The organism is Planctobacterium sp. AWM4_229 (genome assembly GCF_056160305.1).
This window is the reverse complement of the sequence record NZ_JBSWWX010000001.1, coordinates 390,206-413,525: the sequence shown is the minus strand read 5'-3', so window position 1 is coordinate 413,525 and position 23,320 is coordinate 390,206. Positions and strand designations below refer to the sequence as shown.

Annotated in this window: 23 protein-coding genes; 5 read left to right on the top strand and 18 right to left on the bottom strand. The window is 45.3% G+C overall.

Going from position 1 to position 23,320, the window contains the following annotated elements; all coding sequences use genetic code 11:
* Positions 1-12: 12 nt before the first annotated feature.
* Entirely contained in the window at positions 13-2,589 is a 2,577-nt protein-coding gene (gene mutS / locus ACXAGP_RS01810; protein WP_475259153.1) for a DNA mismatch repair protein MutS, read from the bottom strand.
* 44 nt (positions 2,590-2,633) lie between these two features.
* Here mutS and ACXAGP_RS01805 point away from each other — a divergent pair, with 44 nt between their 5' ends.
* The 3 genes from ACXAGP_RS01805 (at position 2,634) to tmk (ending at position 5,632) form a co-directional block, all read left to right on the top strand.
* A complete protein-coding gene (locus ACXAGP_RS01805; protein WP_475259151.1) occupies positions 2,634-3,125 on the top strand; it encodes a CinA family protein in 492 nt (163 codons plus the stop codon).
* 459 nt (positions 3,126-3,584) lie between these two features.
* Positions 3,585-4,619 (top strand): recombinase RecA, encoded by a 1,035-nt coding sequence (gene recA, locus ACXAGP_RS01800; protein ID WP_475259150.1) that lies wholly within the window; start codon positions 3,585-3,587, stop codon positions 4,617-4,619.
* 347 nt (positions 4,620-4,966) lie between these two features.
* Positions 4,967-5,632 carry a dTMP kinase gene (gene tmk / locus ACXAGP_RS01795; RefSeq protein ID WP_475259149.1) on the top strand — a complete coding sequence of 222 codons (666 nt, stop codon included), beginning with the start codon at positions 4,967-4,969 and terminating at the stop codon, positions 5,630-5,632.
* Here tmk and ACXAGP_RS01790 read toward each other — a convergent pair.
* The 8 genes from ACXAGP_RS01790 to ACXAGP_RS01755 all read right to left on the bottom strand — a co-directional run bounded on the left by ACXAGP_RS01790 (position 5,629) and on the right by ACXAGP_RS01755 (position 9,843).
* Entirely contained in the window at positions 5,629-6,003 is a 375-nt protein-coding gene (locus tag ACXAGP_RS01790) for a hypothetical protein (protein WP_475259148.1), read from the bottom strand. The two genes, tmk and ACXAGP_RS01790, sit on opposite strands and share 4 nt — an antisense overlap.
* 181 nt (positions 6,004-6,184) lie before the next feature.
* Positions 6,185-6,598, bottom strand: a complete 414-nt coding sequence (locus tag ACXAGP_RS01785; protein ID WP_475259147.1) for a DUF6640 family protein — start codon at positions 6,596-6,598, stop codon at positions 6,185-6,187.
* Between the two features lie 131 nt (positions 6,599-6,729).
* Positions 6,730-7,140, bottom strand: a complete 411-nt coding sequence (locus tag ACXAGP_RS01780; protein WP_475259146.1) for an LIC_13387 family protein — start codon at positions 7,138-7,140, stop codon at positions 6,730-6,732.
* 84 nt (positions 7,141-7,224) lie between these two features.
* Positions 7,225-7,566, bottom strand: a complete 342-nt coding sequence (locus ACXAGP_RS01775) for a Fis family transcriptional regulator (protein WP_475259145.1) — start codon at positions 7,564-7,566, stop codon at positions 7,225-7,227.
* A 62-nt stretch (positions 7,567-7,628) separates the two neighbouring features.
* Positions 7,629-8,099 carry a GNAT family N-acetyltransferase gene (locus ACXAGP_RS01770; protein ID WP_475259144.1) on the bottom strand — a complete coding sequence of 157 codons (471 nt, stop codon included), beginning with the start codon at positions 8,097-8,099 and terminating at the stop codon, positions 7,629-7,631.
* A gap of 95 nt (positions 8,100-8,194) precedes the next feature.
* Positions 8,195-8,554, bottom strand: coding sequence for a nuclear transport factor 2 family protein (locus tag ACXAGP_RS01765; RefSeq protein ID WP_475259143.1), 360 nt, complete (start codon positions 8,552-8,554; stop codon positions 8,195-8,197).
* A gap of 94 nt (positions 8,555-8,648) precedes the next feature.
* A complete protein-coding gene (locus tag ACXAGP_RS01760; RefSeq protein ID WP_475259142.1) occupies positions 8,649-9,035 on the bottom strand; it encodes a GNAT family N-acetyltransferase in 387 nt (128 codons plus the stop codon).
* Between the two features lie 169 nt (positions 9,036-9,204).
* On the bottom strand, positions 9,205-9,843 hold the full coding sequence (locus ACXAGP_RS01755) for a LysE family translocator (protein ID WP_475259141.1): 639 nt from the start codon (positions 9,841-9,843) through the stop codon (positions 9,205-9,207).
* Between the two features lie 253 nt (positions 9,844-10,096).
* On the opposite strand from ACXAGP_RS01755, the gene ACXAGP_RS01750 reads away from it, so the two are divergent.
* On the top strand, positions 10,097-10,720 hold the full coding sequence (locus tag ACXAGP_RS01750) for a thiol:disulfide interchange protein DsbA/DsbL (RefSeq protein WP_475259140.1): 624 nt from the start codon (positions 10,097-10,099) through the stop codon (positions 10,718-10,720).
* Positions 10,721-10,738: 18 nt separating this feature from the next.
* On the opposite strand, the gene ACXAGP_RS01745 is transcribed toward ACXAGP_RS01750, so the two are convergent.
* The 9 genes from ACXAGP_RS01745 to ACXAGP_RS01705 all read right to left on the bottom strand — a co-directional run bounded on the left by ACXAGP_RS01745 (position 10,739) and on the right by ACXAGP_RS01705 (position 20,936).
* Positions 10,739-11,077: a gamma-glutamylcyclotransferase family protein gene (locus ACXAGP_RS01745; RefSeq protein WP_475259139.1), complete on the bottom strand. Its 339-nt coding sequence runs from the start codon at positions 11,075-11,077 to the stop codon at positions 10,739-10,741.
* Positions 11,078-11,115: 38 nt separating this feature from the next.
* A complete protein-coding gene (locus ACXAGP_RS01740) occupies positions 11,116-11,976 on the bottom strand; it encodes a hypothetical protein (protein WP_475259138.1) in 861 nt (286 codons plus the stop codon).
* 251 nt (positions 11,977-12,227) lie between these two features.
* A complete protein-coding gene (locus ACXAGP_RS01735; RefSeq protein ID WP_475259136.1) occupies positions 12,228-13,346 on the bottom strand; it encodes a pyridoxal-phosphate-dependent aminotransferase family protein in 1,119 nt (372 codons plus the stop codon).
* A 212-nt stretch (positions 13,347-13,558) separates the two neighbouring features.
* On the bottom strand, positions 13,559-14,737 hold the full coding sequence (gene prpF / locus ACXAGP_RS01730) for a 2-methylaconitate cis-trans isomerase PrpF (RefSeq protein ID WP_475259135.1): 1,179 nt from the start codon (positions 14,735-14,737) through the stop codon (positions 13,559-13,561).
* A gap of 60 nt (positions 14,738-14,797) precedes the next feature.
* On the bottom strand, positions 14,798-17,392 hold the full coding sequence (gene acnD, locus ACXAGP_RS01725; protein WP_475259133.1) for a Fe/S-dependent 2-methylisocitrate dehydratase AcnD: 2,595 nt from the start codon (positions 17,390-17,392) through the stop codon (positions 14,798-14,800).
* A 67-nt stretch (positions 17,393-17,459) separates the two neighbouring features.
* The gene (prpC, locus tag ACXAGP_RS01720) at positions 17,460-18,581 is read right to left on the bottom strand and encodes a bifunctional 2-methylcitrate synthase/citrate synthase (protein ID WP_475259132.1); all 1,122 of its coding nucleotides are present in this window, start codon (positions 18,579-18,581) and stop codon (positions 17,460-17,462) included.
* Between the two features lie 90 nt (positions 18,582-18,671).
* Entirely contained in the window at positions 18,672-19,550 is an 879-nt protein-coding gene (prpB, locus tag ACXAGP_RS01715) for a methylisocitrate lyase (RefSeq protein WP_475259131.1), read from the bottom strand.
* Positions 19,551-19,552: 2 nt separating this feature from the next.
* A complete protein-coding gene (locus ACXAGP_RS01710) occupies positions 19,553-20,230 on the bottom strand; it encodes a GntR family transcriptional regulator (RefSeq protein ID WP_475259130.1) in 678 nt (225 codons plus the stop codon).
* 172 nt (positions 20,231-20,402) lie between these two features.
* Positions 20,403-20,936: a DUF2062 domain-containing protein gene (locus tag ACXAGP_RS01705; protein WP_475259129.1), complete on the bottom strand. Its 534-nt coding sequence runs from the start codon at positions 20,934-20,936 to the stop codon at positions 20,403-20,405.
* Positions 20,937-20,990: 54 nt separating this feature from the next.
* Between ACXAGP_RS01705 and ACXAGP_RS01700 the strand changes: the two genes are divergently transcribed.
* Positions 20,991-23,273: a DNA internalization-related competence protein ComEC/Rec2 gene (locus ACXAGP_RS01700; protein ID WP_475259128.1), complete on the top strand. Its 2,283-nt coding sequence runs from the start codon at positions 20,991-20,993 to the stop codon at positions 23,271-23,273.
* The last annotated feature ends 47 nt before the right edge of the window (positions 23,274-23,320 follow it).

Genomic DNA, 23,320 nt, shown 5'->3' with positions numbered 1-23,320 from the left:
ACAACGACGCAATTATGCGTCGTTGAGGGTTTTCAACTTGTAGAGCAATTCCAGGGCTTCTCTCGGCGATAAATCATCGGGGTTGATTTCTGTAAGCAGATTGAGTGCTGGATTACTCACCGTCAACATATCGGTTTGAATGGGCATTGGCGCTGCGGCTGTATTGTTATCCAAATTCTCTAAAGTCTGCAGTTTTTGCTTGGCTCTGCGAATAACCTGATTAGGTACACCTGCAAGTTCTGCTACTTGTAATCCATAGCTTTTGTTAGCCGCCCCTTCCTGTACAGCGTGCATGAAACGAATACCGCCATCATACTCCACTGCGTCTAAATGTACGTTAACTATACTAGGAGTATTCTCCGCCAGTTGGGTCAGCTCAAAATAATGAGTGGCAAATAAGCAAAAACTGTTGAGCTTTGAAGCCAGCCATTCGGCAGTGGCCCAAGCAAGAGATAACCCATCATAAGTACTGGTGCCTCTGCCGATTTCATCCATCAATACCAAGCTATTCGCCGTAGCATTATTGAGAATGTTAGCCGTTTCAGTCATTTCCACCATAAAGGTAGAGCGACCTGATGCCAGATCATCTGAGGCCCCAATACGAGTAAATATACGATCTACATTACCAATGCGCGCTTGTTCTGCAGGCACAAAACAGCCCATATGAGCCATCACCACAATGAGTGCTGTTTGTCGCATGTAAGTCGATTTACCGCCCATATTAGGGCCCGTCACTATCAGCATCTTGCGACTATCAGTAATGGCAATAGGATTGGCAATAAAGGGACTGGTGACCATGGTTTCGACAACTGGATGACGTCCGTGATGGAAGTGAATCTCATTGTCTTCAGTCATCTCTGGCAGTGTGTAGTTATGCAACTCAGCCATTTGGGCGAAGTTAAGTAATACATCCAGTTGTGCTAATGATTCTGCGGTGTCTTGTAAGGCCGCCAGATTGGGGATCACCTTGTCGAACAGCTGGTCGTACAATTGCTTTTCCAGGGCCAGCGCTAACGCCTGGCTGGAAAGGACTTTGTCCTCATACTCCTTTAATTCTGGAATAATGTAGCGTTCGTAGTTTTTTAATGTTTGACGGCGCACGTACTCAGGTGGCACCAAATGAGATTGGCCTTTACTCACTTCAATGTAGTAGCCATGCACTTTATTGAAGGCGACTTTTAAGTTGGCGATACCAGTGGTTTCTTGTTCTCTTTTTTCTATTTTTTCCAGAACATCAGTGGCACCTGTCATAAGAGCACGGTATTCATCAAGCTGTGGGTTGTAACCGGGTTTGATAACGCCACCATCCCGAATAAGCATTGGTGGCATATCGACAATTGCGTCATCTAACTGCTCTTGTAGCTCGGTGAACAAACTTATATTGTCTTTTAATAGTAGCGCTTCCGGGCTGCTCAACTCTTCCAGGTAGCCGTGAATAGCCGGCAATTGAGTAAGGGCCAGAATTAATCTGGAAAAATCACGCGGGCGGGCACTGCGCAGCGCAATGCGCGATAAAATTCGCTCAAGGTCTCCCACCTGTTTTAAGTTTTCCTGAATCTCATCGGCTTCTGTGCGCTGCATACTGTCTACCAAATTCAGACGATAGCGTATCGCGTTACGACAGCGCAGAGGCTCATGCAACCAGCGTTTTAACAAACGGCTGCCCATAGGGGTTTTGGTGTGATTGAGCACCGAAAACAAAGTGTTTTGCTCACCACCTGATAAATTTTTGGTCAGTTCGAGGTTGCGAATAGACGTGGCATCCATCTGCAACAAATGGCCATCTTCTGGTTTGCGCACGGAGCGAATATGGGGTAGGGCACTGCGCTGAGTATCCTTAACATATTGTAAGATGGCACCGGCGGCAGCCAGAGCCATTTGCGAACTGCTTTGATCGATGCCAAAACCGCTGAGTTCTTTAGTGCCAAACTGTTCATTTAACAATTTAATGGCCGTATCGGGGTCGAATTCCCACTCTGGTCTGCGGCGCAACCCGGCGTCTTTACTAAACAACCAGGTGTAAGGAAAATCATCCGGATAAAGTATTTCAGCAGGTCGGGCTTTTTCCAGTTCGGCTTCCAGAGCTTCAGTACTCTGTAGTTGCCTGATAACAAAACGACCACTGCTGACATCTAGCGTAGCAAAACCGATGGTTTGTTTGTGGTGAGATACAGCAGCCAATAGATTGTCTGCATTATTATCCAGAAGGGCTTCATCAGTTACCGTGCCCGGCGTTATGATACGCGCAACTTTACGTTCAACCGGGCCTTTACTGGTAGCCGGATCGCCCACCTGTTCACAAATAGCTACCGACTCTCCTAGCTTAACTAGCTTGGCCAGGTAGCCTTCTACTGCATGATAAGGCACACCAGCCATTGGAATGGCGTTGCCTCCTGATTTACCGCGGGCGGTTAAGGAAATATCGAGCAGTTGCGCGGCACGTTTGGCATCATCCCAAAACAGCTCGTAAAAGTCGCCCATGCGGTAAAACAATAAAATTTCTTTGTGTTCAGCTTTGATACGCAAGTATTGCTGCATCATTGGGGTATGGTTTGCGAGGGCGGATTCACTATAATCTGGTGACGACATAACTCTTTTTTCTTATATTGGTCTTTTTTTAATTTTGAGACGTTTTGATGATTTCAGATCAGATTTTGACACTTTCAGCTCAACTCGGTGAACTGCTCGTCGGCAGGGAATGGCAGATTACCTGCGCAGAGTCCTGCACTGGAGGAGGCATAGGATACGCGATTACGAGTGCGCCGGGAAGTTCAAATTGGTTCCAACGGGGATTTATCACTTATAGTAATCAGGCCAAAAGTGATCTGGTGAGAGTAAACCCCGAGACACTAATCGCCCATGGTGCTGTGTCTGAACAGGTTGTACAGGAGATGGCAAAAGGAGCTGCGGAAATGGCGGGCGCCGAAGTGTCGGTGGCGGTCAGCGGTGTAGCAGGACCAGGGGGGGGCAGTGCAGAAAAGCCGGTAGGTCTTGTATGGTTTGGCCTTGTTATTGGTGATAAGAAATTGAGCTTTCAAAAAGTTTTTCCCGGCGACAGGGCGCAAATTCGGGAACAAACCGTTGTGACAGCGCTAACGGTTTTGATAGAACAACTCAATGAATAATTCAAATCATAAGGGCGTATGAATTATTGAGGTATTACTTATTAAGGCACGAGACGCTGACTTTTATTGCAGAGCACAATATAATCTGCCTTTGATTTTTTCTGGTGGAGAGAGCCATCAGCTATTCATTCTGCTTTGTAATCGCGCAGACTATTGAAAAATCCGTTGGTTTCCAATCACTTATAAATTTCTTTTAAAAAATCATTGTAACTGTATGGTTATACAGTATACTGCATCTAAATACTGGTTAAGGATACAGTTGTTGGTTCGCTGGGTTTCAAGAAACAGCCGAACTAATGTTTCAGGAGTACCCAATCGAGCCATGCGTTCGTAACCGTATTTACCCAAAGCTAACGAACAGACGCTCAACAACATTGTGCTAAAAACAATGAGTAAGGGCAGACAAAAACAAATGTCACTCAAGCAATTGAGGACAAACAAGAATTAAGGGGTTCAAAAATGGACGATAATAAATCACGCGCGCTGTCAGCCGCACTTGGCCAAATTGAAAAACAGTTCGGTAAAGGTACTATCATGCGCTTGGGTGACAACCAAGCGATGGATATTGAATCGGTTTCAACAGGTTCACTGACTATCGATATCGCCTTGGGCATTGGCGGTTTGCCTTGTGGACGCGTTGTTGAAATTTACGGCCCTGAGTCATCCGGTAAAACCACATTAACACTGCAGGTTATAGCCGAAGCTCAGAAGAAAGGTAAAACTTGTGCTTTCGTAGATGCTGAGCACGCTTTAGATCCTGTCTACGCCGCAAAGTTGGGCGTGAATGTAGAAGAATTATTAGTATCCCAGCCAGATACGGGTGAGCAGGCGTTAGAAATCTGTGACATGTTAGTGCGCTCTGGTGCAGTTGACGTGGTGATTGTTGACTCTGTAGCGGCATTAACACCTAAAGCTGAGATCGAAGGTGAGATGGGAGATTCTCACGTTGGTTTACAGGCTCGTTTGATGTCTCAAGCGTTGCGTAAGCTGACAGCCAATATTAAAAAATCCAATACCCTGTGTATCTTCATTAACCAAATTCGTATGAAAATTGGTGTTATGTTCGGCAACCCGGAAACCACAACCGGTGGTAATGCACTTAAGTTTTATGCTTCTGTACGTTTAGACATTCGTCGCATTGGTTCGGTAAAAGTGGGCGACGAAGTGGTGGGTAATGAAACTCGCGTAAAAGTGGTGAAGAACAAAGTGGCACCACCCTTTAAACAAGCCGAGTTCCAGATTATGTACGGAGAAGGGATCAGCAAAGAGGCGGAATTGATTGACCTTGGTGTACAACAAAAAATGGTGGAAAAAGCTGGTTCCTGGTATAGCTACAACGGTAATCGCATCGGTCAGGGGAAAGCTAATGTTGTGCAGTTTTTGAGAGATAACTCAGATATTGCCAATGAGCTTGAAGGCAAGTTAAGAGCGGAATTACTACTGAAAAAATCAGTAAAAGAAGACGATGTTAAAGAGGAAGCAGAAGAGCTGTAAATTTCGTTTTTGCTCCGCACCGGGCTACATCATTCCTCCTCTGTGAGTGGGTGGTGAGATAAAAAGCAATCGACTCCTGGTTGTGAAGATACAATCGAATTGAGACGTGCATATTTCGTGTCTCCGAAGTAAACCCCTCGTTAGCGCAAGGGTATTTGATAGGGCAGTTACTCAGGTAGCTGCCCTTTTTTTTGGGGCTGTACTAGTGGGGCGTAGCTGTTTGTCTGATTGCAGGATTTTTGCACTGACAGTACCGTTACTTAATGGCATTATTATGCACCTCGTTGTGAGGCGGCCGAGGTCGTGCTCAACAACCAAGTCCACATTATTAAATAATCGAGTTACACATGACAGGAAAACTGATCACTATTGAAGGCATAGACGGCAGTGGCAAAGGCACACAAAGTCAATTGTTAATTGAAAAGCTGCAAGCGACTGGCAAAAAGGTCAAGATGTACAGTTTTCCAGCCTACGAGCAAACCTTTTTCGGCCGTGAGGTAGGCGCTTTTTTGCGGGGAGAATTCGGTTCGATTGATGAAGTTCATCCTAAGTTGGCCTCTGTGTTGTTCGCCAGTGACCGTCTGGAGCAAAAGCCTAATCTACTGGCAGATCTAGAAGCGGGTTATTACGTAGTGTGCGACCGTTACGTAGAATCTAATATGGGCCATCAGGCCGCTAAATTTGCTGAATCAGAGCGGGCAGATTTTATTGATTGGTTAGCTGAGCTGGAATACAAAGTAAATGGCTTACCCAAACCCGACATTACTATCTTTTTGGATGTGCCGCTAGAAGTCTCAAAAGAGCTGGTACTGAAGAAAAAACAGCGCAGCTACACAGACGAGAAAGAAGACATCCACGAAGCGGCTCATGGTTATTTGGAGAAGGTTTACAAAGTTTACCAACTTTTACATGAGAAAAACGATTGGTGCCGTATTCCATGTGTGGAGCAGGGCACTATCAGGAGTATCGAAGCTATAAATAGCGAGTTGCTGGAAAAGGTGGAAAAACTTTAAGCTTCAGCCCAAGTAAGGGCTTGTTGTAGTTCTGAGAAGATTCGTACTTGCCAGCTGGACTGCAGTTTTTCAGTGACTTTTTGGTATTCTTTGCAAAGATCAACAGTTGTTTTGTCTTTGGCTACCAGCGCTATTCTGACGTTACCGCGAGATAATGACCCGCCAAAATCAGCTGCAGCCAATTGCTCTGGTCCCTCTTCGCTGACTAATGACAGATCAGCATTTAGCAGTGAGATAACTTGAAATTTATGGTTATCAAACTCTTCGTGTTCATAGATTTTTGAGTTGGCCCATTCCAATTCTTTAAAGTTAAGTGGGCCACTAAACTCCAGGTAGTACCCCTTTTTTTGATATCGGAAAGTATGTGCCATAAAAATCTCTATCCATGTGAGTTGATTTAATAATGCTAATACGTATGAAGTGACATTTCGCTCATTTTATTTGCAATCGGTACTATTATTCTAAGGTGCACAATCAGCGTACAAGTTGGCTCACAAAGCTTAAAACGAACATTAAACTGATTCTAGCATCACCTTCATCTAATGCCTCAAGTCACGTCCTTATTACAATTTTCTGGTGATTGAGGACAACCGCTATTGACGAAAGAACCACTATTAAAGCTACTAACACGGCTAAATCCTGGCCCAAAATCAGCTTTGCAATATTACCTGAATTTACAGTACTACCCACGTAGTCTGATAAAGCATGTGAAACCAGAACGCCTCCCATCACCAAAATGTTGATTACCCCTGACAAGACAAACTGACTTCGGCGCCAACACAGCCACAAAACCAATATACCCAAGGCGATATTAGTGGAAAGCTGCCAAACTTCATGAAATCGAGCATGTGCAGGCCAATCGGGATTAAAAACATGACTGTGATTCCACTCTAGAAAGGGGATGACCACGAGGTAAAAAATCACCCCTAAGGATAAGGTTAATTTACTGATTAAATGATTTTTCATGAATCATTACTCCGGACTTAAAGACTGTCAGGCCATACATTATGGTATTGTTGAGTTCTTTGTTTTGATTACACGTCCGCAATGCTTTGCAGATAGTTCAATTTGTGTGTAGTTGGGCTTATGACGGTATGTCAAAAGTGGATGAGTACAACGGATGCAACGAAACAAACTAATGCCAGCAAAATACCCGCCATGGGAACTTTAAACCAGTATTTATAAGCCAGATAAAGATAGCTGCTTGCAACGACAATAGGCATGATAGACAGCCAGACAGAGCCGCGCACTACTGAAAATTGCTCAGTGAGTAGCACGAGATAGATGGCGGCAAAAAACATTGCACCTAAGCTGTGACTGGCATTAAAACCAATCCACGCCTTCCACATACTTGTATCTTTGGTAAGTCGCGGTGAAGTGCCCATCATGGCATCTTTGGTTTGTGTTTCGTAAGGATCGAATTTGTTGGTGAAGAAGGTATATAGCAGATGTACGGTTCCCAATACACCAAATACAGAAACCCCAATCAACATCAGAACTAGTGCCATTGTCATTCTCATGAACTATGTTTTTTATTCATATTATCCCAAGTTTCGTCTGTTTATGTGTGATTAAATGTAACCTTCATAACATTAAGCAAGCCTGCGGGCCCAGTTGCCATTGTGTTGCTCTGAGCAATTCTCTTCGGTATCGAACAAAATCTGGTTTTTAATATTGTCCAGTTTTACGTCTATTTGACTTAGCTGTGAAGCGATTATGGACTGAAGGTAATTGTTTTTTTCAGAGGTCAGGTAGATATCTAAATCAACATTGCGGTCGAATACACACACAATTCTCAAGCTTTTAGGGTAGTTGTCATAATTCACAACGTGGGTTAACCAGCAAAAGCCCGGAATGTCTTTTAGTGCGCTTTCGCAGACATGGGTCAAGACCTTACGAAGGGCGTTGTCTCGTTTCTTATCTGATTTGCGCATTGTCTATTTCCAACGAATTTTGGTGTCCCATAGCTGTCTGAACTAATACGCTCATCACCTTGTTAATCTTCATCAGATGGCAAGGACAATTTGAAACCTTCATGGCTGGCTTTAAAGCCTAATTTTTCGTAGAAGCGAATAGCATCCGGCCGTTGTTTATCACTGGTAAGCTGCACCACCGTACATCCTTTTTGCTTCGCACGGTTGATTGCATATTCAAACATCTGTTCGCCAAGGCTTTGTCCTCGAAAGTCTTCATGTATCCTGACACCCTCAATCAGACAACGCCAACTGCCAATGTGAGTTAAGTAAGGGATAAAAGTAAGTTGCAGCATCCCAACAACTTGATTTCCAAGCTCGGCAATCAGCAATTCGTTATTCGGATCGCTATCTATCGCTTCAAACGCTGATAAATAAGCAGGGTTTAGGGGGACCGAGCTGTCTTCTCTTAATTTGCCCAGAGGATCATTTGCCAGTAATGCCACAAGGCAGGGGAGATCTTGGCACTCTGCACTGCGGTATTTCAATTCCATTGAGATAATTTAAGTCTCGTGAGTGGTTAAGTCGCGTTATGTAGCATCTGTGTGTATTCGATTTTGTCTGAGAACAGATGAAAAACCAATTTATATTAATTATCTTCGATATGTGCCTGGTTGGATGTTGTGCCTTGGTGATAGATTATTTGCCACCTACCTTCCACTTTTTTCCAGATAGAGCAGCGGTGAGTAACCTGTCGTTGAATGGAGGTTTGGTATTTCACTAGTACACAATCACTTGCTAATGCCGTAAATCGAAAGTTTTGTACTGAATAGTCAATCGCAGGCTCGTTTAGCAAGTCATCAATTATGTTTTGTTTAGTGAAGCGTCTACCGGATTTGCCAATTTCCTCAAAGTCTTCAGCAATCAACTCCTGCAGTCTCGCCTTAGATTTACGGATCGTGTAATCGTTCAGCTCCATTTCTAACTGTTCAATGGTTTCAAAATCCATCTGTTGAATTATTCCTGACCTTCATACCTGGAAATTGTTAGTGTATCCTGCTCGCAAGATAAAGTGGATTAAAACTACTTTATTGTTTTTGGCTTCAAAGCCACTTTTCAAACAGTAGCAAGAGTTTTCCTTGGTGTTCCGATTCGCCAAACTGCTGATATCCCATCTTTTTGTATATGTGTTGTGCTCTTTGATTAAAAGAAAAGACATCCAGCCATATCCGTTTAGCATCCAACTTATTTCTGCAATAGGCTTCCATCAGCTTTATCGCTGCTTGACCGACACCATTGCCTTTTGAGCCTATAACTATTCTGCGAAATTCTATCTCCGCGTCCACACCCATTTTCAGAATGAAAAAACCTTGTAGTTCATTGTTCTGATAAATAGACAGGTAAAGCATTTCAGGATTGTTAAGTTCTGATAAATGCTTATCCAGTGTATGGGGAATGATATAGTCTGACGCATCCTCCGAGCTTTCCATTTCAACGAATTTTGGGATTTCTGTTGTTAACGATTTTCTTAGCTCAAGCAAGGGGATTTCTCATGTGTTGTGTTTTTAAAGAGTTTTAATGTACTTGTTAAAACAGACTGTTGCAGAGTCAAACGCGGCTTATGTCCGTGCTTTCACCATTTGAGCACTAGCTTTCGAATTAACTGCTTTTCAACAAAGCCAATTTCGCGCCAAAGCCTATGAAAACGAGTCCCGTAATCGAGTTTAGCCACTTTTTGAATCTTTCATTGTTGGCTGCATCTTTTACTTGTGACAATGCTAAGACCATAAATGAAAACCAGATAAGATTTACCACTGCATGAGCAGTGACCAAGGTATAGGCACTTAAAGCCGAGCCTTCTAGTGAAATAAATTGAGGAAATGCTGCAAGATAGAACATAGAAACTTTCGGGTTCAATACGTTAGTAACAAAGCCTTCCCCAAATGCACATTGAATTGAAACCTGATTTTGAAGCTGCTGAGGAGATTCAATCAATGCTCTTGTTGGCTTACTAAAAGCATTTCTCAAAGCTTTGATGCCTATCCAGATTAAGTACGCAGCACCAAACAGTTTAAACAGCGTAAACGCCATGGCTGATTGCACTAAAAGTAAGGAAATTCCAAAAACAGAAAGCGTGCCATGTACGTAAAATGCAGCGACAAATCCGCCAACATTGGCAAATCCCGCTTTTTGACCAGAGAGAGGTACTGTTTTCGCGATGAGAAAACCATTAGGACCAGGTGAAATTACCAGTAGTGTTGCAACTGCTATGAATGTAATGATGTTGTTTAAATCCATGAATTTCCCTGAAAGTGCTGTTGAGCTTGAGTTGCAATTTTAAAGGGGGCCGCAAACTACATTCGAGTTAAAACAAGAACTTAATCCGCCTGACTCCCGAAGTCAATTTCATTGCAACACTTTGAAACAGATCCTGGTTCGAGTTTTTATCGCAGTTAAAACACAAGTTGTTACACTGTTCCAAAGCTTTATTTAAAGGGATGATAGGGATATCTGTCAGCCTCAGTATCAATAACAACAAAAAGGGCCATTAATGAAATCTAAACTACTTATCTTGTTTTTTGCTTTGTTTTCTTTTTCTGCACTTGCAGCGGAATTTGAAGAAGACACTCACTATACGGTGTTGGAAAACCCATTATCGAACAAGAAAGGGGTAACTGAGTTTTTCTCATTTTATTGCCCTCATTGTTTTACCCAAGAGCCCTTTATGGCTGAAGTCGCAGCCGCATTGCCTGAAGGAATGAAGTTTGCGAAAAACCACGTGGATGGCATGCCGGGAAGAGATATGGCCATAGAACAGGCGCTCACCAAGGCTCTGATTGTGGCGGAAATGCTGAAAGTTAAAGACGAAGTCGTTGCTTCGGTATTTCGTAAAATTCATGTGGAAAAAGGCGATTTTAGTTCTGTTGAAGATATTAAAACGATATTTGTACAGCATGGTGCAGATGGTGCTAAGTTTGATAAGGCTATGAAAAGCTTTTCCGTAGCACCTAAGGCTAAACAAATGCGGGGCAAAACGGCAGAGTTGAGAAAGCAAGGCATTGGTACAGTGCCTACCTTGGTTATCCATGGCAAATACGTACCTGAAATTCGCAGCATCAAATCCTTTGAAGAATACAAATCACTGGTAATGTTTCTGGTTAATCAACCGCTATAATTTCTGATGCTATTTAAATCAGCCCAGGCTTGGGTGTAGTGAATACACCCAAGCCTGAATAACTTCGCCGTTTTCTAACTTTGCTTTTACAGGCACCCGGCTGTAGGCATCCCCTTCAAACTCATCCAACTCAGGCCAGTGTTTTTCGAGATTCTCGGAGCTAAATACATAGCCTTGAACTTTAGCCGCTTTTTCATCGAGCTTGATAGCGGGATAACCCATGGTGGCTCCCCAGCCTTCTTCGTGCAGGGTGCCACGGACACTGGCTTTGACGAATTCCCCGCCAATCTGTTTAAGTAAATGTTCATTAGGGCGACCTGGGCACAAGGTGCCATAAACAAAGAGTTTTTCAGACATGCAAGATTCGTTTGCTTTACTTTTCTATCCAAAACTTATCACATACAACCTGCTGGTACATCATTCTTTGCTCTTGGCAAACAAACCAGTTTCATGGTTTTCTGTTCGGCGTGATATTGGGTCAGATTGATAGTGTCTGTTAAGCCTTCATCGGTGGCAAAAAACACTTTGTGATCCAGCATAATGTCGTGCAACAAGGTAGTAGTGCATTGCAGTGGATCTTTATCTTTTTTCAGCGTGGGTAAGAATGCGGTACTACCTGAAGTGTTCAAAACACCAATGCCCGAGGCACCTTCAGCACCCGCTCGCCATGGAAAATCGGAACAGGCCGTATTGATAGGAATTGAGACAACACCTTGTTCAGCACAAGATAAGATTTCATCTTCCGCGTAGTTAAAATCCACCGGTACATTTTCAAGATAAGTGGGCATTAAAATGCGGTAGTCCAGGTTCAGGATCTGCGCGGGTTTATTGCCTTTGAGAGTAAAATTGTCTGGTGTCACTAATCCGATAAAAGGCTGCGCTTCTTTTTTGGCTGCGGCATTTTCTGTTTGATTTTTGTTGCGCCATGCAGGGGGAGAAACAACATAGTATTTGCTCACCTTGTATTCTTTACCTGAGTCAGATATGCGAAATCCGTAAGGAATATTACCTACTACCTGATTTTGCGTGTCCCAATAAACTTGTGTCTCCACCACTGTATTGTTGCAACCATATAATTCAACCGGTTGCGGTACATTATCAATTGTTGGGGAGCGGCCAACATCTACGTTCAATATGCCGTGCTGTGATGTTTCAATGATTTGGGCATGTACCTGTATATTGCCCGTTAAGACTGTCATCAGGGCCAGAGTTAAAAGCGCTTTATTCTTTATTGTAGCTGATCGTTTAATATTCATGATTTTGCAATCCATTTGAATGTTGGGTTCGTGGCATTGTTACAACGAAGTATTGCGACAGCCAATAACACGGCATTACAGTATAGGAAGGGAATAGAATTATCCGCAATAAAAGTGGCTTTTTATTGTGACGAGATTAATCTCGAGTAACCGTCTCCAGACAATGCAATCAGAATTGATTTGGAGCAGGATGCTAAAAATGGGGCTTCATTACACAGAATGTCACCCCATGGTGGGAAATCGACTTGTATTTAACTAAGCGCCTTTCTTAGCGCTGCCAGACACAGCAAGACGTTTTCACTTTTTGCTGCATATCCCATTAACCCAATGCGCCAGGCATTGCCAGCAAAGGCACCGAGGCCTGCGCCGATTTCAAGGTTGTATTCGTTCAGCAGATACTGACGTACCGTCGCATCATCCACACCTTGCGGAATTCGCACGGTATTCAGTTGCGGTAGTCTTTCTTCTTTTGGCACCACAAATTCTAATCCTAGATCCAGCAAGCCAACTTTAAGGGCTTCGTGCTGAGTTTGATGACGCTGCCAGGAGGCCTCTAAGGTTTCCTGCTGCAGTAACAATAAGGACTCGTGCAATGCGTAAATGGAATTTACCGGAGCAGTGTGATGATAACTGCGCTTACCTTCACCCGACCAATAGCCCATTACCAGGGTTTGATCTAAAAACCAGCTTTGCACCGGTGTTTTTCGGGCTTTGATTTTAGCTACTGCTTTGTCGCTTAAACTCACTGGCGAAATTCCGGGAACACAGGATAAACACTTCTGGCTACCGGAATAGATGGCATCGATGCCCCAATCATCCACTCGCAATTCGATACCGCCCAAAGAAGTAACAGCATCAACGATACTGAGGCAATCGTATTGCTGAGCGAGGGCACATAAGGCTTTTGCATCTGAACGCGCACCGGTAGAGGTTTCCGCGTGGACAAAGGCCAGGAATTTGGCATCAGGGTTAGCTTTGAGTGCAGTTTCAACGGCGTCAGGATCTACAGCACGGCCCCATTCTTGCTCCACCACAATGGCTTCGCCACCGCAGCGTATAACATTTTCTTTCATGCGACCGCCAAATACACCATTGATACACACAATAACTTTGTCGCCTGGCTCTACTAAATTAACAAAACAAGTCTCCATGCCAGCGGAGCCGGGTGCAGATACTGCAATGGTAAATTCGTTTTGAGTCTGAAAGGCGTATTGCAGCAGCGCTTTAGTTTCTTCCATCAGATTGATAAAAAGCGGATCGAGGTGACCAATGGTTGGCTTGGCGAGAGCTGCTAATACTTGCGGGTTCACATCAGAAGGGCCGGGACCCATCAGGGTTCTACGCGGGGGATAAAAATGGGAAATTGCCATAGGGTAAACCTCTTTAATATTTTTTATATGCTCAGCGTAACATGAACGTATTGAAACAGGCGTTTAATTTACTAATACAGGCCATTCAGAGAATTTATGTATGCTGTGAAGGGTATTTGATGAAGTGATAAAGGACTGGCTGGGATTTTATCAAGTTGATGTAAAAAGGGATGCATTGCATCCCTAAGATTTGAAATATCTTCTAAAAGTGATCACTCAGGGACACGCACATGGCCTTCCATCAACACCCGGGCACTGCGGCTCATAATGGCTTTTTTCGCCAGCCACTTGCCGTTTTCTTGTGAGGCTTTTGCGCCCACTTTTAAGGTGCCTGAAGGATGCCCAAACGTCACTTCTTCACGCTCAGTTCCGCCTGCGGCTTCATTGACCAAAGTACCCGGAATTGCGGCTGCTGTGGCAATAGCTACAGCTGCCGTGCCCATCATGGCATGGTGCAGTTTACCCATGGAAAGGGCTCGAACATTCACATCAATATCCGTTGCTTTAATGGCTTTACCACTACTGGATGTGTAATCAGCTGCGGGAGCCACAAACGCAATTTTAGGCGTGTGCTGTCTGGCTGCTGCTTCTGAAGCATCCTGGATAAGTCCCATTTTCACCGCGCCCAAGGCGCGCAAAGCCTCAAAGCGAGCGAGAGCGTTGTTATCACTATTGATGTCACCTTGCAGTTCAGTGCCTTGATAATCGATATCAGCGGCGTTGACAAACATGGTGGGAATGCCCGCATTGATGAGGGTTGCCTTGAGCTTTCCGCTTGCTACCAGTGTTTCAGGCACTTGTAATTCATCCACCAGATTTCCGGTGGGGAACATATCACCATCGGCATCGGCCGGGTCCAGGAACTCTACTTTTACTTCAGCGGCCGGGAAGGTGACACCGTCTAATTCAAAGTCTCCCGTTTCCTGCACTTCACCTTGGGTGATGGGAATGTGAGCGATGATGGTTTTTTGTATATTTACCTGCCAGATACGAACAACAGCGATGCCGTTTTCAGGGATGCGACTGCTATCTACCAATCCGTTATTGATGGCAAAGGCACCGACTGCTGCGGTTAGGTTGCCGCAATTACCTGACCAGTCGATAAAAGGTTTATCTATAGCCACTTGTCCGAACAAATAATCCACATCGTGTTCAGCTTTTTCGCTTTTACTTAAAATGACAGTTTTACTGGTACTGGAAGTGGCGCCGCCCATCCCGTCTGTATGTTTGCCATAAGGGTCTGGGCTGCCGATAACCCGCAGTAACAAGTTGTCTCTGGCTTCACCTGCGGTTTGCGCGTATGGCGGTAAATCCGTCAGGTTAAAGAATACGCCTTTACTTGTTCCGCCCCGCATATAGGTAGCCGGAATTTTAATTTGAGGTTTAAACATAAATTTCTCTCAAAAACAAAAAGCGACACAATGTGTCGCTTTAGAGGTTAACTACAGTTTTTAAGCTGTGCCTTCGGAAGCAAGGAAGTCTTTTGCGAAGCGCTGTAGCACACCACCTGCATCATAGATAGAGACTTCTTCCGCTGTGTCCAGACGGCAAGTTACAGGCACTTCTACAGTTACGCCGTTGGCGCGGTTTATCACCAGGGTAAGCGTCGCCCCCGGCGCTTTATCACCTTTTACATCGAAGGTTTCTGTGCCATCGATACCCAGGGTTTTACGCGTAGTGCCAGGTTGGAATTCCAGCGGTAGTACACCCATGCCAATCAGATTGGTACGGTGTATACGCTCGAAGCCTTCCGCAACAATAACCTCAACTCCTGCAAGGCGTACGCCTTTCGCAGCCCAGTCACGAGAGGAACCTTGACCATAGTCGGCGCCGGCCACAATAATCAGCGGCTGCTTGCGTTCCATGTAAGTTTCAATGGCTTCCCACATGCGGGTGACTTTACCTTCCGGCTCAATACGTGCCAATGAACCTTGTTTGACCTCACCGTTTTCCTGCACCATTTCGTTGAACAGTTTGGGGTTGGCAAAGGTTGCACGTTGTGCCGTTAAGTGATCGCCTCTATGGGTAGCGTAGGAGTTAAAGTCTTCTTCCGGTAAACCCATTTTGTGCAGGTATTCACCTGCGGCGCTGTCCAGCAGGATGGCATTGGACGGTGATAAGTGATCAGTGGTGATGTTGTCACCTAATACCGCAAGCGGACGCATCCCTTTCAAAGTGCGTTCACCGGCGAGTGCGCCTTCCCAATATGGAGGGCGGCGGATATAGGTGCTTTGTGGGCGCCAGTTGTACAGCGGATCCGTCTTTTCGCCATAATCGACGTTCAGCTCAAACATGGGCTCATAAACCTGTCGGAAATGCTCAGGTTTGACGCTGGAGGCCACGATCGCATCGATTTCTTCGTCGCTTGGCCAGATATCCTTTAAGGTGACCGGATTGCCGTCGGTGTCATGGCCAAGCACGTCTTTTTCGATGTCAAAGCGAATGGTACCCGCTATAGCATAGGCCACCACCAGAGGCGGAGATGCCAGGAAGGCCTGTTTGGCGTAGGGGTGAATACGGCCATCGAAGTTACGGTTACCGGAAAGTACTGCTGTGGCGTATAAATCACGGTCGATAATTTCCTGCTGGATTTTTGGATCCAGCGCGCCACTCATGCCATTACAGGTGGTACAAGCAAACGCCACAACACCAAAGCCCAATTGCTCCAGTTCAGGTAGCAGATTGGCTTCTTCCAGGTAGAGTTTTACCGCTTTAGAGCCGGGAGCCAGTGAAGATTTAACCCAAGGCTTTCTCATTAAGCCTTTGGCATTGGCATTGCGCGCCAATAGACCTGCAGCAATTACGTTGCGCGGGTTGCTGGTATTGGTACAGCTGGTAATGGCGGCGATAATAACTGCGCCATCAGGCATGTTGTCACCGTCATTTTCAACCTTGCCTGCAATGCCTTGGCTGGCGAGGTCGGCCGTTGCTACTCGGCGGTGTGGGTTAGAAGGACCTGCCATATTGCGACCCACGGACGATAAATCAAACTTCAGAACGCGCTCATATTGGGCATTCACCATCCCATCTGCCCAAAGGCCGGTGGTCTTGGCGTAGTTTTCTACAAGCTGTACTTGCTCTTCGTCACGGCCAGTCAGCTTGAGATAGTCGATGGTTTGCTGGTCGATGTAAAACATCGCAGCAGTGGCACCGTATTCGGGTGTCATATTGGAAATGGTAGCACGGTCGCCCAAGGTTAAGTGGCTGGCACCTTCACCAAAGAATTCCAGATAGGCAGAAACTACGCGCTCTTTACGTAAAAACTCAGTCAGCGCCAGGACAATATCGGTGGCGGTGATACCAGGTTGTGGTTTGCCGGTAAGCTCAACACCTACAATATCAGGTAAACGCATATAAGAGGCGCGGCCTAGCATTACATTTTCTGCTTCCAGACCACCCACACCAATAGCAATAACCCCCAAAGCATCTACGTGCGGTGTGTGGCTGTCGGTACCGACTAAGGTGTCTGGAAAGGCAACACCATCACGTGCTTGAATTACCGGAGACATGCGCTCCAAATTAATCTGGTGCATGATACCGTTGCCAGGAGGAATAACATCCACGTTTTTAAAGGCGGTTTTGGTCCAGTTGATAAAATGGAAACGGTCTTCGTTGCGACGTTCTTCAATGGCACGGTTTTTCTCGAACGCGTCTTGTTCAAAACCAGCGTGTTCTACTGCCAGTGAGTGATCCACAATTAACTGCGTGTGCACTACCGGGTTGACTTTTGCCGGGTCGCCGCCTTGGTCTGCGATGGCATCTCTAAGGCCTGCCAGGTCAACCAGCGCCGTTTGACCGAGAATGTCGTGGCATACAACCCGTGCTGGAAACCAGGGAAAGTCCAGTTCGCGTTTGCGCTCGATAATTTGGCTTAAAGACGCTGTCAGATTTTCTGGAGTACAGCGGCGTACCAGGTTTTCAGCCAATACTTTGGAAGTGTAGGGGAGTTTGTCATAACTGCCTGGGACGATTGCTTCAACGGCTTCGCGGGTGTCGAAGTAATCCAGTTTGCTGCCGGGCAGTGGTTTGCGGTAATCGAAGTTCATAATTGTGATGCCTGTATTGAGTTAAAAGAGAAAAACACAAAGGGAGGCGGACCTCCCTGACAGACAATTAACGCTCAGCGATTGGCGTTACCGGGCGAAGCTCTTCACCAGTGTATTCAGCCGAAGGGCGAATAATACGGTTATCAGCTCGCTGCTCCATTACGTGTGCGGCCCAACCAGTCAGACGCGACATCACGAATATAGGGGTAAACAACTTAGTGGGGATACCCATAAAATTGTAGGCAGAAGCGTGGAAAAAATCGGCGTTACAGAACAGCTTTTTCTCGCGCCACATCACTTCTTCACAGCGCACTGATACCGGGTAAAGCACTTCATCACCCACTTCTTTAGCCAGTTTTTCAGACCAAAGTTTGATGATTTCGTTACGCGGATCAGACTCTGAGTAAATGGCATGACCAAAGCCCATTATCTTTTCTTTGCGGGCCAGTTTACCCATCATTTCTTCTTCGGCGTGGTCGGCAGAAGTGAAGCTTTCGATCATTTCCATCGCCGCTTCATTCGCACCACCGTGCAATGGACCGCGCAATGAGCCGATAGCACCAGTCACACAGCTGTGCATGTCCGAAAGCGTCGAGGCACAGACACGTGCTGTGAAGGTAGAGGCGTTGAATTCATGCTCTGCGTATAGGATCAAAGACACGTGCATTACTTGCTCGTGCAGCTCTGCCGGTTTTTCACCGTGCAGCATGTGCAGGAAGTGAGCACCGATGGAATCATCGTCGGTTTCTACGTCAATGCGGACGCCATCATGGCTGAAGCGGTACCAGTAACACATGATGCTAGGGAAACACGCCAACATGCGGTCGGTGACATCTTGTTGCATGTCAAAGTTAGCTTCGCCTTCGAGGTTGCCTAACATTGAGCAACCAGTACGCAACACATCCATTGGGTGAGCGTCAGCTGGAATATGCTCCAATACCTCTTTGAGTGCCACTGGTAAACCGCGCAGCGCTTTGAGTTTGGCTTTGTAAGCGTCCAATTCTGCTTGATTAGGCAGATGACCTTTTAAGATAAGGTGAGCTACTTCTTCAAACTGACAATGGTTAGCCAAATCTTTTACATCGTAACCGCGATACGTCAGGCCTGAACCGCTTTTACCTACGGTTGAAAGGGCTGTTTTACCCGCAACTTGTCCGCGCAAACCTGCGCCACTTAATACTTTTGCCATCGGAGAATCTCCTGAAATTGTAGGGAATTTAAATTGTTGTATATCTTTTTACGTTCTGTCCGACTAAAGTCGAACCTACAGGATGCTTTCCTACTTGTTTTTGCCTTCGGCAAAGAGGGCATCCAGTTTTTGCTCGTATTCGTGATAGCCAAGATAATCGTATAACTCCATGCGAGTTTGCATCTGGTCGATTACTGCTTTTTGGTCACCTTGCTCCAGAATAGAGGTATAGACCATTTCTGCTGCTTTGTTCATGGCTCTGAAGGCGCTTAATGGATATAACACCATTGCCGCTCCCCATTCGCCCAGTTGTTCTTTGTTCCACAGCTCGGTTTTCCCGAACTCAGTGATGTTAGCCAGAATTGGTACGTCAAGCGCTTCAGAAAAGGCGCGATAGTGTTCTTCAGTTTGCACGGCTTCGGCGAAAATGCCGTCAGCACCGGCTGCAACATAAGCCTTTGCTCGCTCAATTGCGGCTTCTAAACCCTCTTGTGCAAAGGAATCTGTGCGGGCCATGATGAAAAAGTCCGGGTCAGTTCGGGCATCAACTGCCGCTTTTATACGGTCTACCATTTCTTCGGTGGAAACAATTTCTTTATTTGGACGATGTCCGCAACGCTTTTGCGCTACCTGATCTTCCATGTGAACTGCTGCAGCACCGGCTTTTTCCATATCCTTGATGGTTTTGGCAATGTTGAAGGCGCCGCCCCAACCAGTATCAATGTCTACCATGAGAGGCAAGTCACAAGCCGCAGTAATGCGTTGTACATCAGCGATAACGTCATTCAATGAAGTCATGCCGAGATCGGGTAAACCATAAGACGCGTTGGCTACGCCACCACCAGAAAGATAGATAGCTTGATGGCCTATCTTTTTCGCCATAATGGCTGTGTAGGCATTGATGGTACCTACGATTTGCAATGGCTTGTTGGCAACAAGCGCTTCTCTGAATTTTTTACCTGCACTCATGTTTAGGCTCCTGTAGGGTTAAATGTAGAAAGTTTTGAGGCGATGTTACGTCGAGAGTATTCAATATGGCGACGCATTAATATTTCCGCCAGCTCTTCATCTCGCTGGCTAATAGCCAGAACTATGTGTTTGTGTTCATCGTATGCGGTAGTGACACGCGGGCCGGCCATACCCAGCTGCACACGATACATACGTACCAGGTGATAAATGCCGTTACTCAATAAGCTGATAAGCTGCTTGTTTTTGCTGCCCATAATGATGCGATAGTGAAAGTCCAGATCGCCCGCTTCCTGATAGTAGCGTTCGCCTGTTTTTACTTTGTCGAAGTGTTTTGTGAGTAAACCACTTAAGTCATTTATCTCTTCATCACTCATGTTGCGAGCGGCCAATCGGGCGGCCATGCCTTCCAGTGATTCGCGAATTTGATAAAGTTCGGATAGTCCTTCTGGCGAGAGGGTGACCACTTTAGCACCGACATTGGCCTTGCGCTCAATAAGGTGATTGGCCTCCAGGCGATTAATGGCTTCGCGCACAACGGCACGACTAACGCTATATCTTGTCGACAATTCTTGTTCACTCAACTTTGCACCCGCTGGAACAATGCCTTCTACGATATCATTGCGGATACTCAAAAAGGTTTTATCTGCATTTGTTACCGCAACGGTTGTTGAATCGAACATAAGATTGACTTAAAGCTTGATGAAGTGTCGACAATATAGGTGTGATTTAAAAAATAGTCAATCAATTGAGGTGTTATTGTCGACAATGAAAGGTGTTTTTTATAAAGAAACCCAGACTGAATTTTGTTCAGTTAAGAAGCGGAAGGTAAAAAAATTGCGTTCATTAATACAGTTATGGCAGGGTTTGGCCTTTCATTCGACTGATTTTACGTTGCTGCCACGCTTTTTTTACTGAAAAACGCCAAAGCGTATTGAGACCAAAATAGCCAGCCATACCAAAAATAGTGCCGCAAACCAGGCATCCTAGTAAAAATGCGGGACCAATGGTTTCCATACTGTTCACTACCCACTCCCAGGTAGGTTCAAACTCAAATTTGCTAGCAGGTGTCCCAATAATGAAAGTACCCACTTTGTAGGCGCCATAGAATATCGGTGGCATGGTGAAGGGATTGGTGATCCAGACAGTGGCAACTGAAACGGGAAGGTTGACTCTAAGGGGGATCGCAAGAGCGGCAGCCAACCACATTTGAAAAGGCACTGGCCAAAACGCAAAAAACAAGCCTACACCAAATGCGCCAGAGGCGGACTTTCTATTTAGGTGCCACAAATTGGCATCATGCAATAGCTTGCCAAAGACCTTAAGAGCTTTCTGCTCTTTTATGGACTGATGGTCTGGCAAAATTCGTTTTATAAACTTCTTTGGCATAAATAATTCGGTTTAGCAGCGGAGAACTGCACAACATGAAATGCTCATAATACTATGGACAGGTTTCTTTTCTGTTTTATTACTGCCAGTTTAAGTAGTTTACTCTGGCCTTTTTTGCCTCCCGGGTGGGTTGCAATCTGTCTTGCAATCCCGGGCGTGTTACTGTTTAAAACCCAAAAAATCCTGTCTGGTATTTGTCTCGGATTAACATGGATGCTGAGTGTAGGCTATTGGATTAGTGTGACGCAACCAGAACAGGCACTATTTTTACAACCCGTACAACTGAGCGGACGTGTTGCATCTGTGGTGACTTCATCAGAAAAGGTGAATTTTAACTTTGTTGTTTCTGATTATTTTATCCTGGAAGAAAACAATCCGGCCCATAAAAAAGCAGACTTTAAAGTCAGGCTAAGTTGGCTTATGCCTGATTTCCCAATAAAGCAGGGGCAGCACTTAACCTTGATTGTGAGACTAAAACCCCGTTGGGGTCTATACAACGAGGCTGGTTTTAACTATCAGCAGTGGTTGTTCTCGCAGCATATTGAGGCCACGGGCTTTGTAAAAAATGCTACTGGAAACAAAATGCAAGGCCACGAAGTTTCTTTGCGGCAGCACATCGCTGATGAACTCATGGCTGAAAACCGTAACGAAGTGCGCTGGTTATTGGCCATGGCAATAGGTTATCGAGGAGAGTTGAGTCAGTCAGACTGGCAACTCTTACAGCAAACAGGGACTTCTCATCTGGTGGCAATTTCAGGCATGCATGTGGGCATGGTGGCTTTTTGGTTTTTTTGCCTGTTCTCTATACTGCTCGGCGCACTAAATATGTTAGCAAGGCGGCCTGTTATTCCCAATATTAGATTTATCGCTTTGTCAGTTTCTCTCTGTTTCGCTTTTTTTTATGTCTATCTCGCCGGTTTTGCCACGCCAACAGTGAGAGCCGGGCTGATGTTGCTATTAGGCTGGACAGGGCTTTTTTCTGGTATTAACTGGGGGGCGAGAAGATTCACCTTATTTAGTGTGACCCTGTTTATCATGCTGTTTCCGTTGAGCATCTTTAATGTGAGCTTTTGGTTAAGCTTTTCTGCCGTAGTTATCTTGTGGTTTATTGCATGGCAGTTACCTAAGGTTGAAAACCGATTCCGAAACAAGGTGGTTTCTTTTGTTACGCTGCAGATGACTTTGAGTGTTTTGATGTTGACCTTGGTTTTGGGGTTGTTTGGTGGGGTCAGTTTATTATCCCCAGTTATTAACCTCGTTGCGATCCCACTAGTAACATTTGTTTTGTTGCCTTTCAGTTTGTTAAGCGTTTTATTGTTAATGGTTGGAAGTCGTTTCGCCGGACAAGTGCTTGATTGGTGCTTAACGCTATTTTCCGTGTGTGAAAAAGGCTTAAAAAGCATAACGACTTTTTATGAGCAATGGCTGCAAGTCAGTGCGATTCCCTGGTGGGTTTTGGCGTTTGCATCACTCGCGATGGTTTTACTGTTGTTACCCAGAGGATTGTTGCCTAAACCGCTAGCTATTTTGCTGCTTGTGCCTTTATTGCTGCCCGGGAACGAGCAAAGCGTTAATGGCTGGCAGCTTGATATGTTGGATGTGGGGCAAGGATTGGCGGTGTTATTGAGGAAACAAAATAGTGCCATATTGTATGATGTTGCCGCTGAGTATCCTGATGGTTTTAGCATGGCACAAAGTGTTATTTTGCCAGTGCTTCACAATAGCGATATCAGCCAACTAGACGCTGTAGTGATCAGTCATGATGACATTGATCATGTCGGCGGATTAGACACAATTTTACGCCACCAATCCGTACTGGAGCTGAAATATCCAAAACAATCGTGTCTCCGAGGGGATAGCTGGATGTGGCAGGGAATTCAATTTGAGGTGCTTTGGCCAGACCTGCACTATCCAGAGTTGTTGCAGAATGACAATAATCAGTCCTGTGTGATTATGTTGGACGATGGTATAAATCGTATCCTGATGACAGGAGATATTGAGCAAGATGTGGAGTTTTTGTTGACTACCTGGCATCGCTCCGGACTCATTGATTTGAGTGCTCACGTTCTTATTGCTTCGCATCACGGAAGTAAAACATCGTCTTCCAGCCCTTTTGTTTTTGCGGTTGACCCCCATTATGTTTTGATATCGGCTGGGCATTTCAATCGCTGGGGAATGCCTGCTGAGATTGTGATAAAGCGTTTGCAAAAGCTCAACAGTGCCATTTTTAATACCGCTGAGCATGGTCAGATATCCGTCATTATTGATGAATATGGCAAGCTGAGTTTGAAGAGCTGGCGAAAAGATGTGCAACCTCGTTGGTTTTTGTCACTCTAAGGTCAAACTGCAATAGATAAATGCTTGGTTGCAGTGTCTTTTGTCCG

Coding starts and splice junctions, on each gene's coding strand:
- mutS (WP_475259153.1), bottom strand. CDS start 2,589: ATGTCGTCACCAGATTATAGTGAATCCGCCCTCGCAAACCATACCCCA.
- recA (WP_475259150.1), top strand. CDS start 3,585: ATGGACGATAATAAATCACGCGCGCTGTCAGCCGCACTTGGCCAAATT.
- tmk (WP_475259149.1), top strand. CDS start 4,967: ATGACAGGAAAACTGATCACTATTGAAGGCATAGACGGCAGTGGCAAA.
- ACXAGP_RS01790 (WP_475259148.1), bottom strand. CDS start 6,003: ATGGCACATACTTTCCGATATCAAAAAAAGGGGTACTACCTGGAGTTT.
- ACXAGP_RS01785 (WP_475259147.1), bottom strand. CDS start 6,598: ATGAAAAATCATTTAATCAGTAAATTAACCTTATCCTTAGGGGTGATT.
- ACXAGP_RS01780 (WP_475259146.1), bottom strand. CDS start 7,140: ATGGCACTAGTTCTGATGTTGATTGGGGTTTCTGTATTTGGTGTATTG.
- ACXAGP_RS01775 (WP_475259145.1), bottom strand. CDS start 7,566: ATGCGCAAATCAGATAAGAAACGAGACAACGCCCTTCGTAAGGTCTTG.
- ACXAGP_RS01770 (WP_475259144.1), bottom strand. CDS start 8,099: ATGGAATTGAAATACCGCAGTGCAGAGTGCCAAGATCTCCCCTGCCTT.
- ACXAGP_RS01765 (WP_475259143.1), bottom strand. CDS start 8,554: ATGGATTTTGAAACCATTGAACAGTTAGAAATGGAGCTGAACGATTAC.
- ACXAGP_RS01760 (WP_475259142.1), bottom strand. CDS start 9,035: ATGGAAAGCTCGGAGGATGCGTCAGACTATATCATTCCCCATACACTG.
- ACXAGP_RS01755 (WP_475259141.1), bottom strand. CDS start 9,843: ATGGATTTAAACAACATCATTACATTCATAGCAGTTGCAACACTACTG.
- ACXAGP_RS01750 (WP_475259140.1), top strand. CDS start 10,097: ATGAAATCTAAACTACTTATCTTGTTTTTTGCTTTGTTTTCTTTTTCT.
- ACXAGP_RS01745 (WP_475259139.1), bottom strand. CDS start 11,077: ATGTCTGAAAAACTCTTTGTTTATGGCACCTTGTGCCCAGGTCGCCCT.
- ACXAGP_RS01740 (WP_475259138.1), bottom strand. CDS start 11,976: ATGAATATTAAACGATCAGCTACAATAAAGAATAAAGCGCTTTTAACT.
- ACXAGP_RS01735 (WP_475259136.1), bottom strand. CDS start 13,346: ATGGCAATTTCCCATTTTTATCCCCCGCGTAGAACCCTGATGGGTCCC.
- prpF (WP_475259135.1), bottom strand. CDS start 14,737: ATGTTTAAACCTCAAATTAAAATTCCGGCTACCTATATGCGGGGCGGA.
- acnD (WP_475259133.1), bottom strand. CDS start 17,392: ATGAACTTCGATTACCGCAAACCACTGCCCGGCAGCAAACTGGATTAC.
- prpC (WP_475259132.1), bottom strand. CDS start 18,581: ATGGCAAAAGTATTAAGTGGCGCAGGTTTGCGCGGACAAGTTGCGGGT.
- prpB (WP_475259131.1), bottom strand. CDS start 19,550: ATGAGTGCAGGTAAAAAATTCAGAGAAGCGCTTGTTGCCAACAAGCCA.
- ACXAGP_RS01710 (WP_475259130.1), bottom strand. CDS start 20,230: ATGTTCGATTCAACAACCGTTGCGGTAACAAATGCAGATAAAACCTTT.
- ACXAGP_RS01705 (WP_475259129.1), bottom strand. CDS start 20,936: ATGCCAAAGAAGTTTATAAAACGAATTTTGCCAGACCATCAGTCCATA.
- ACXAGP_RS01700 (WP_475259128.1), top strand. CDS start 20,991: ATGGACAGGTTTCTTTTCTGTTTTATTACTGCCAGTTTAAGTAGTTTA.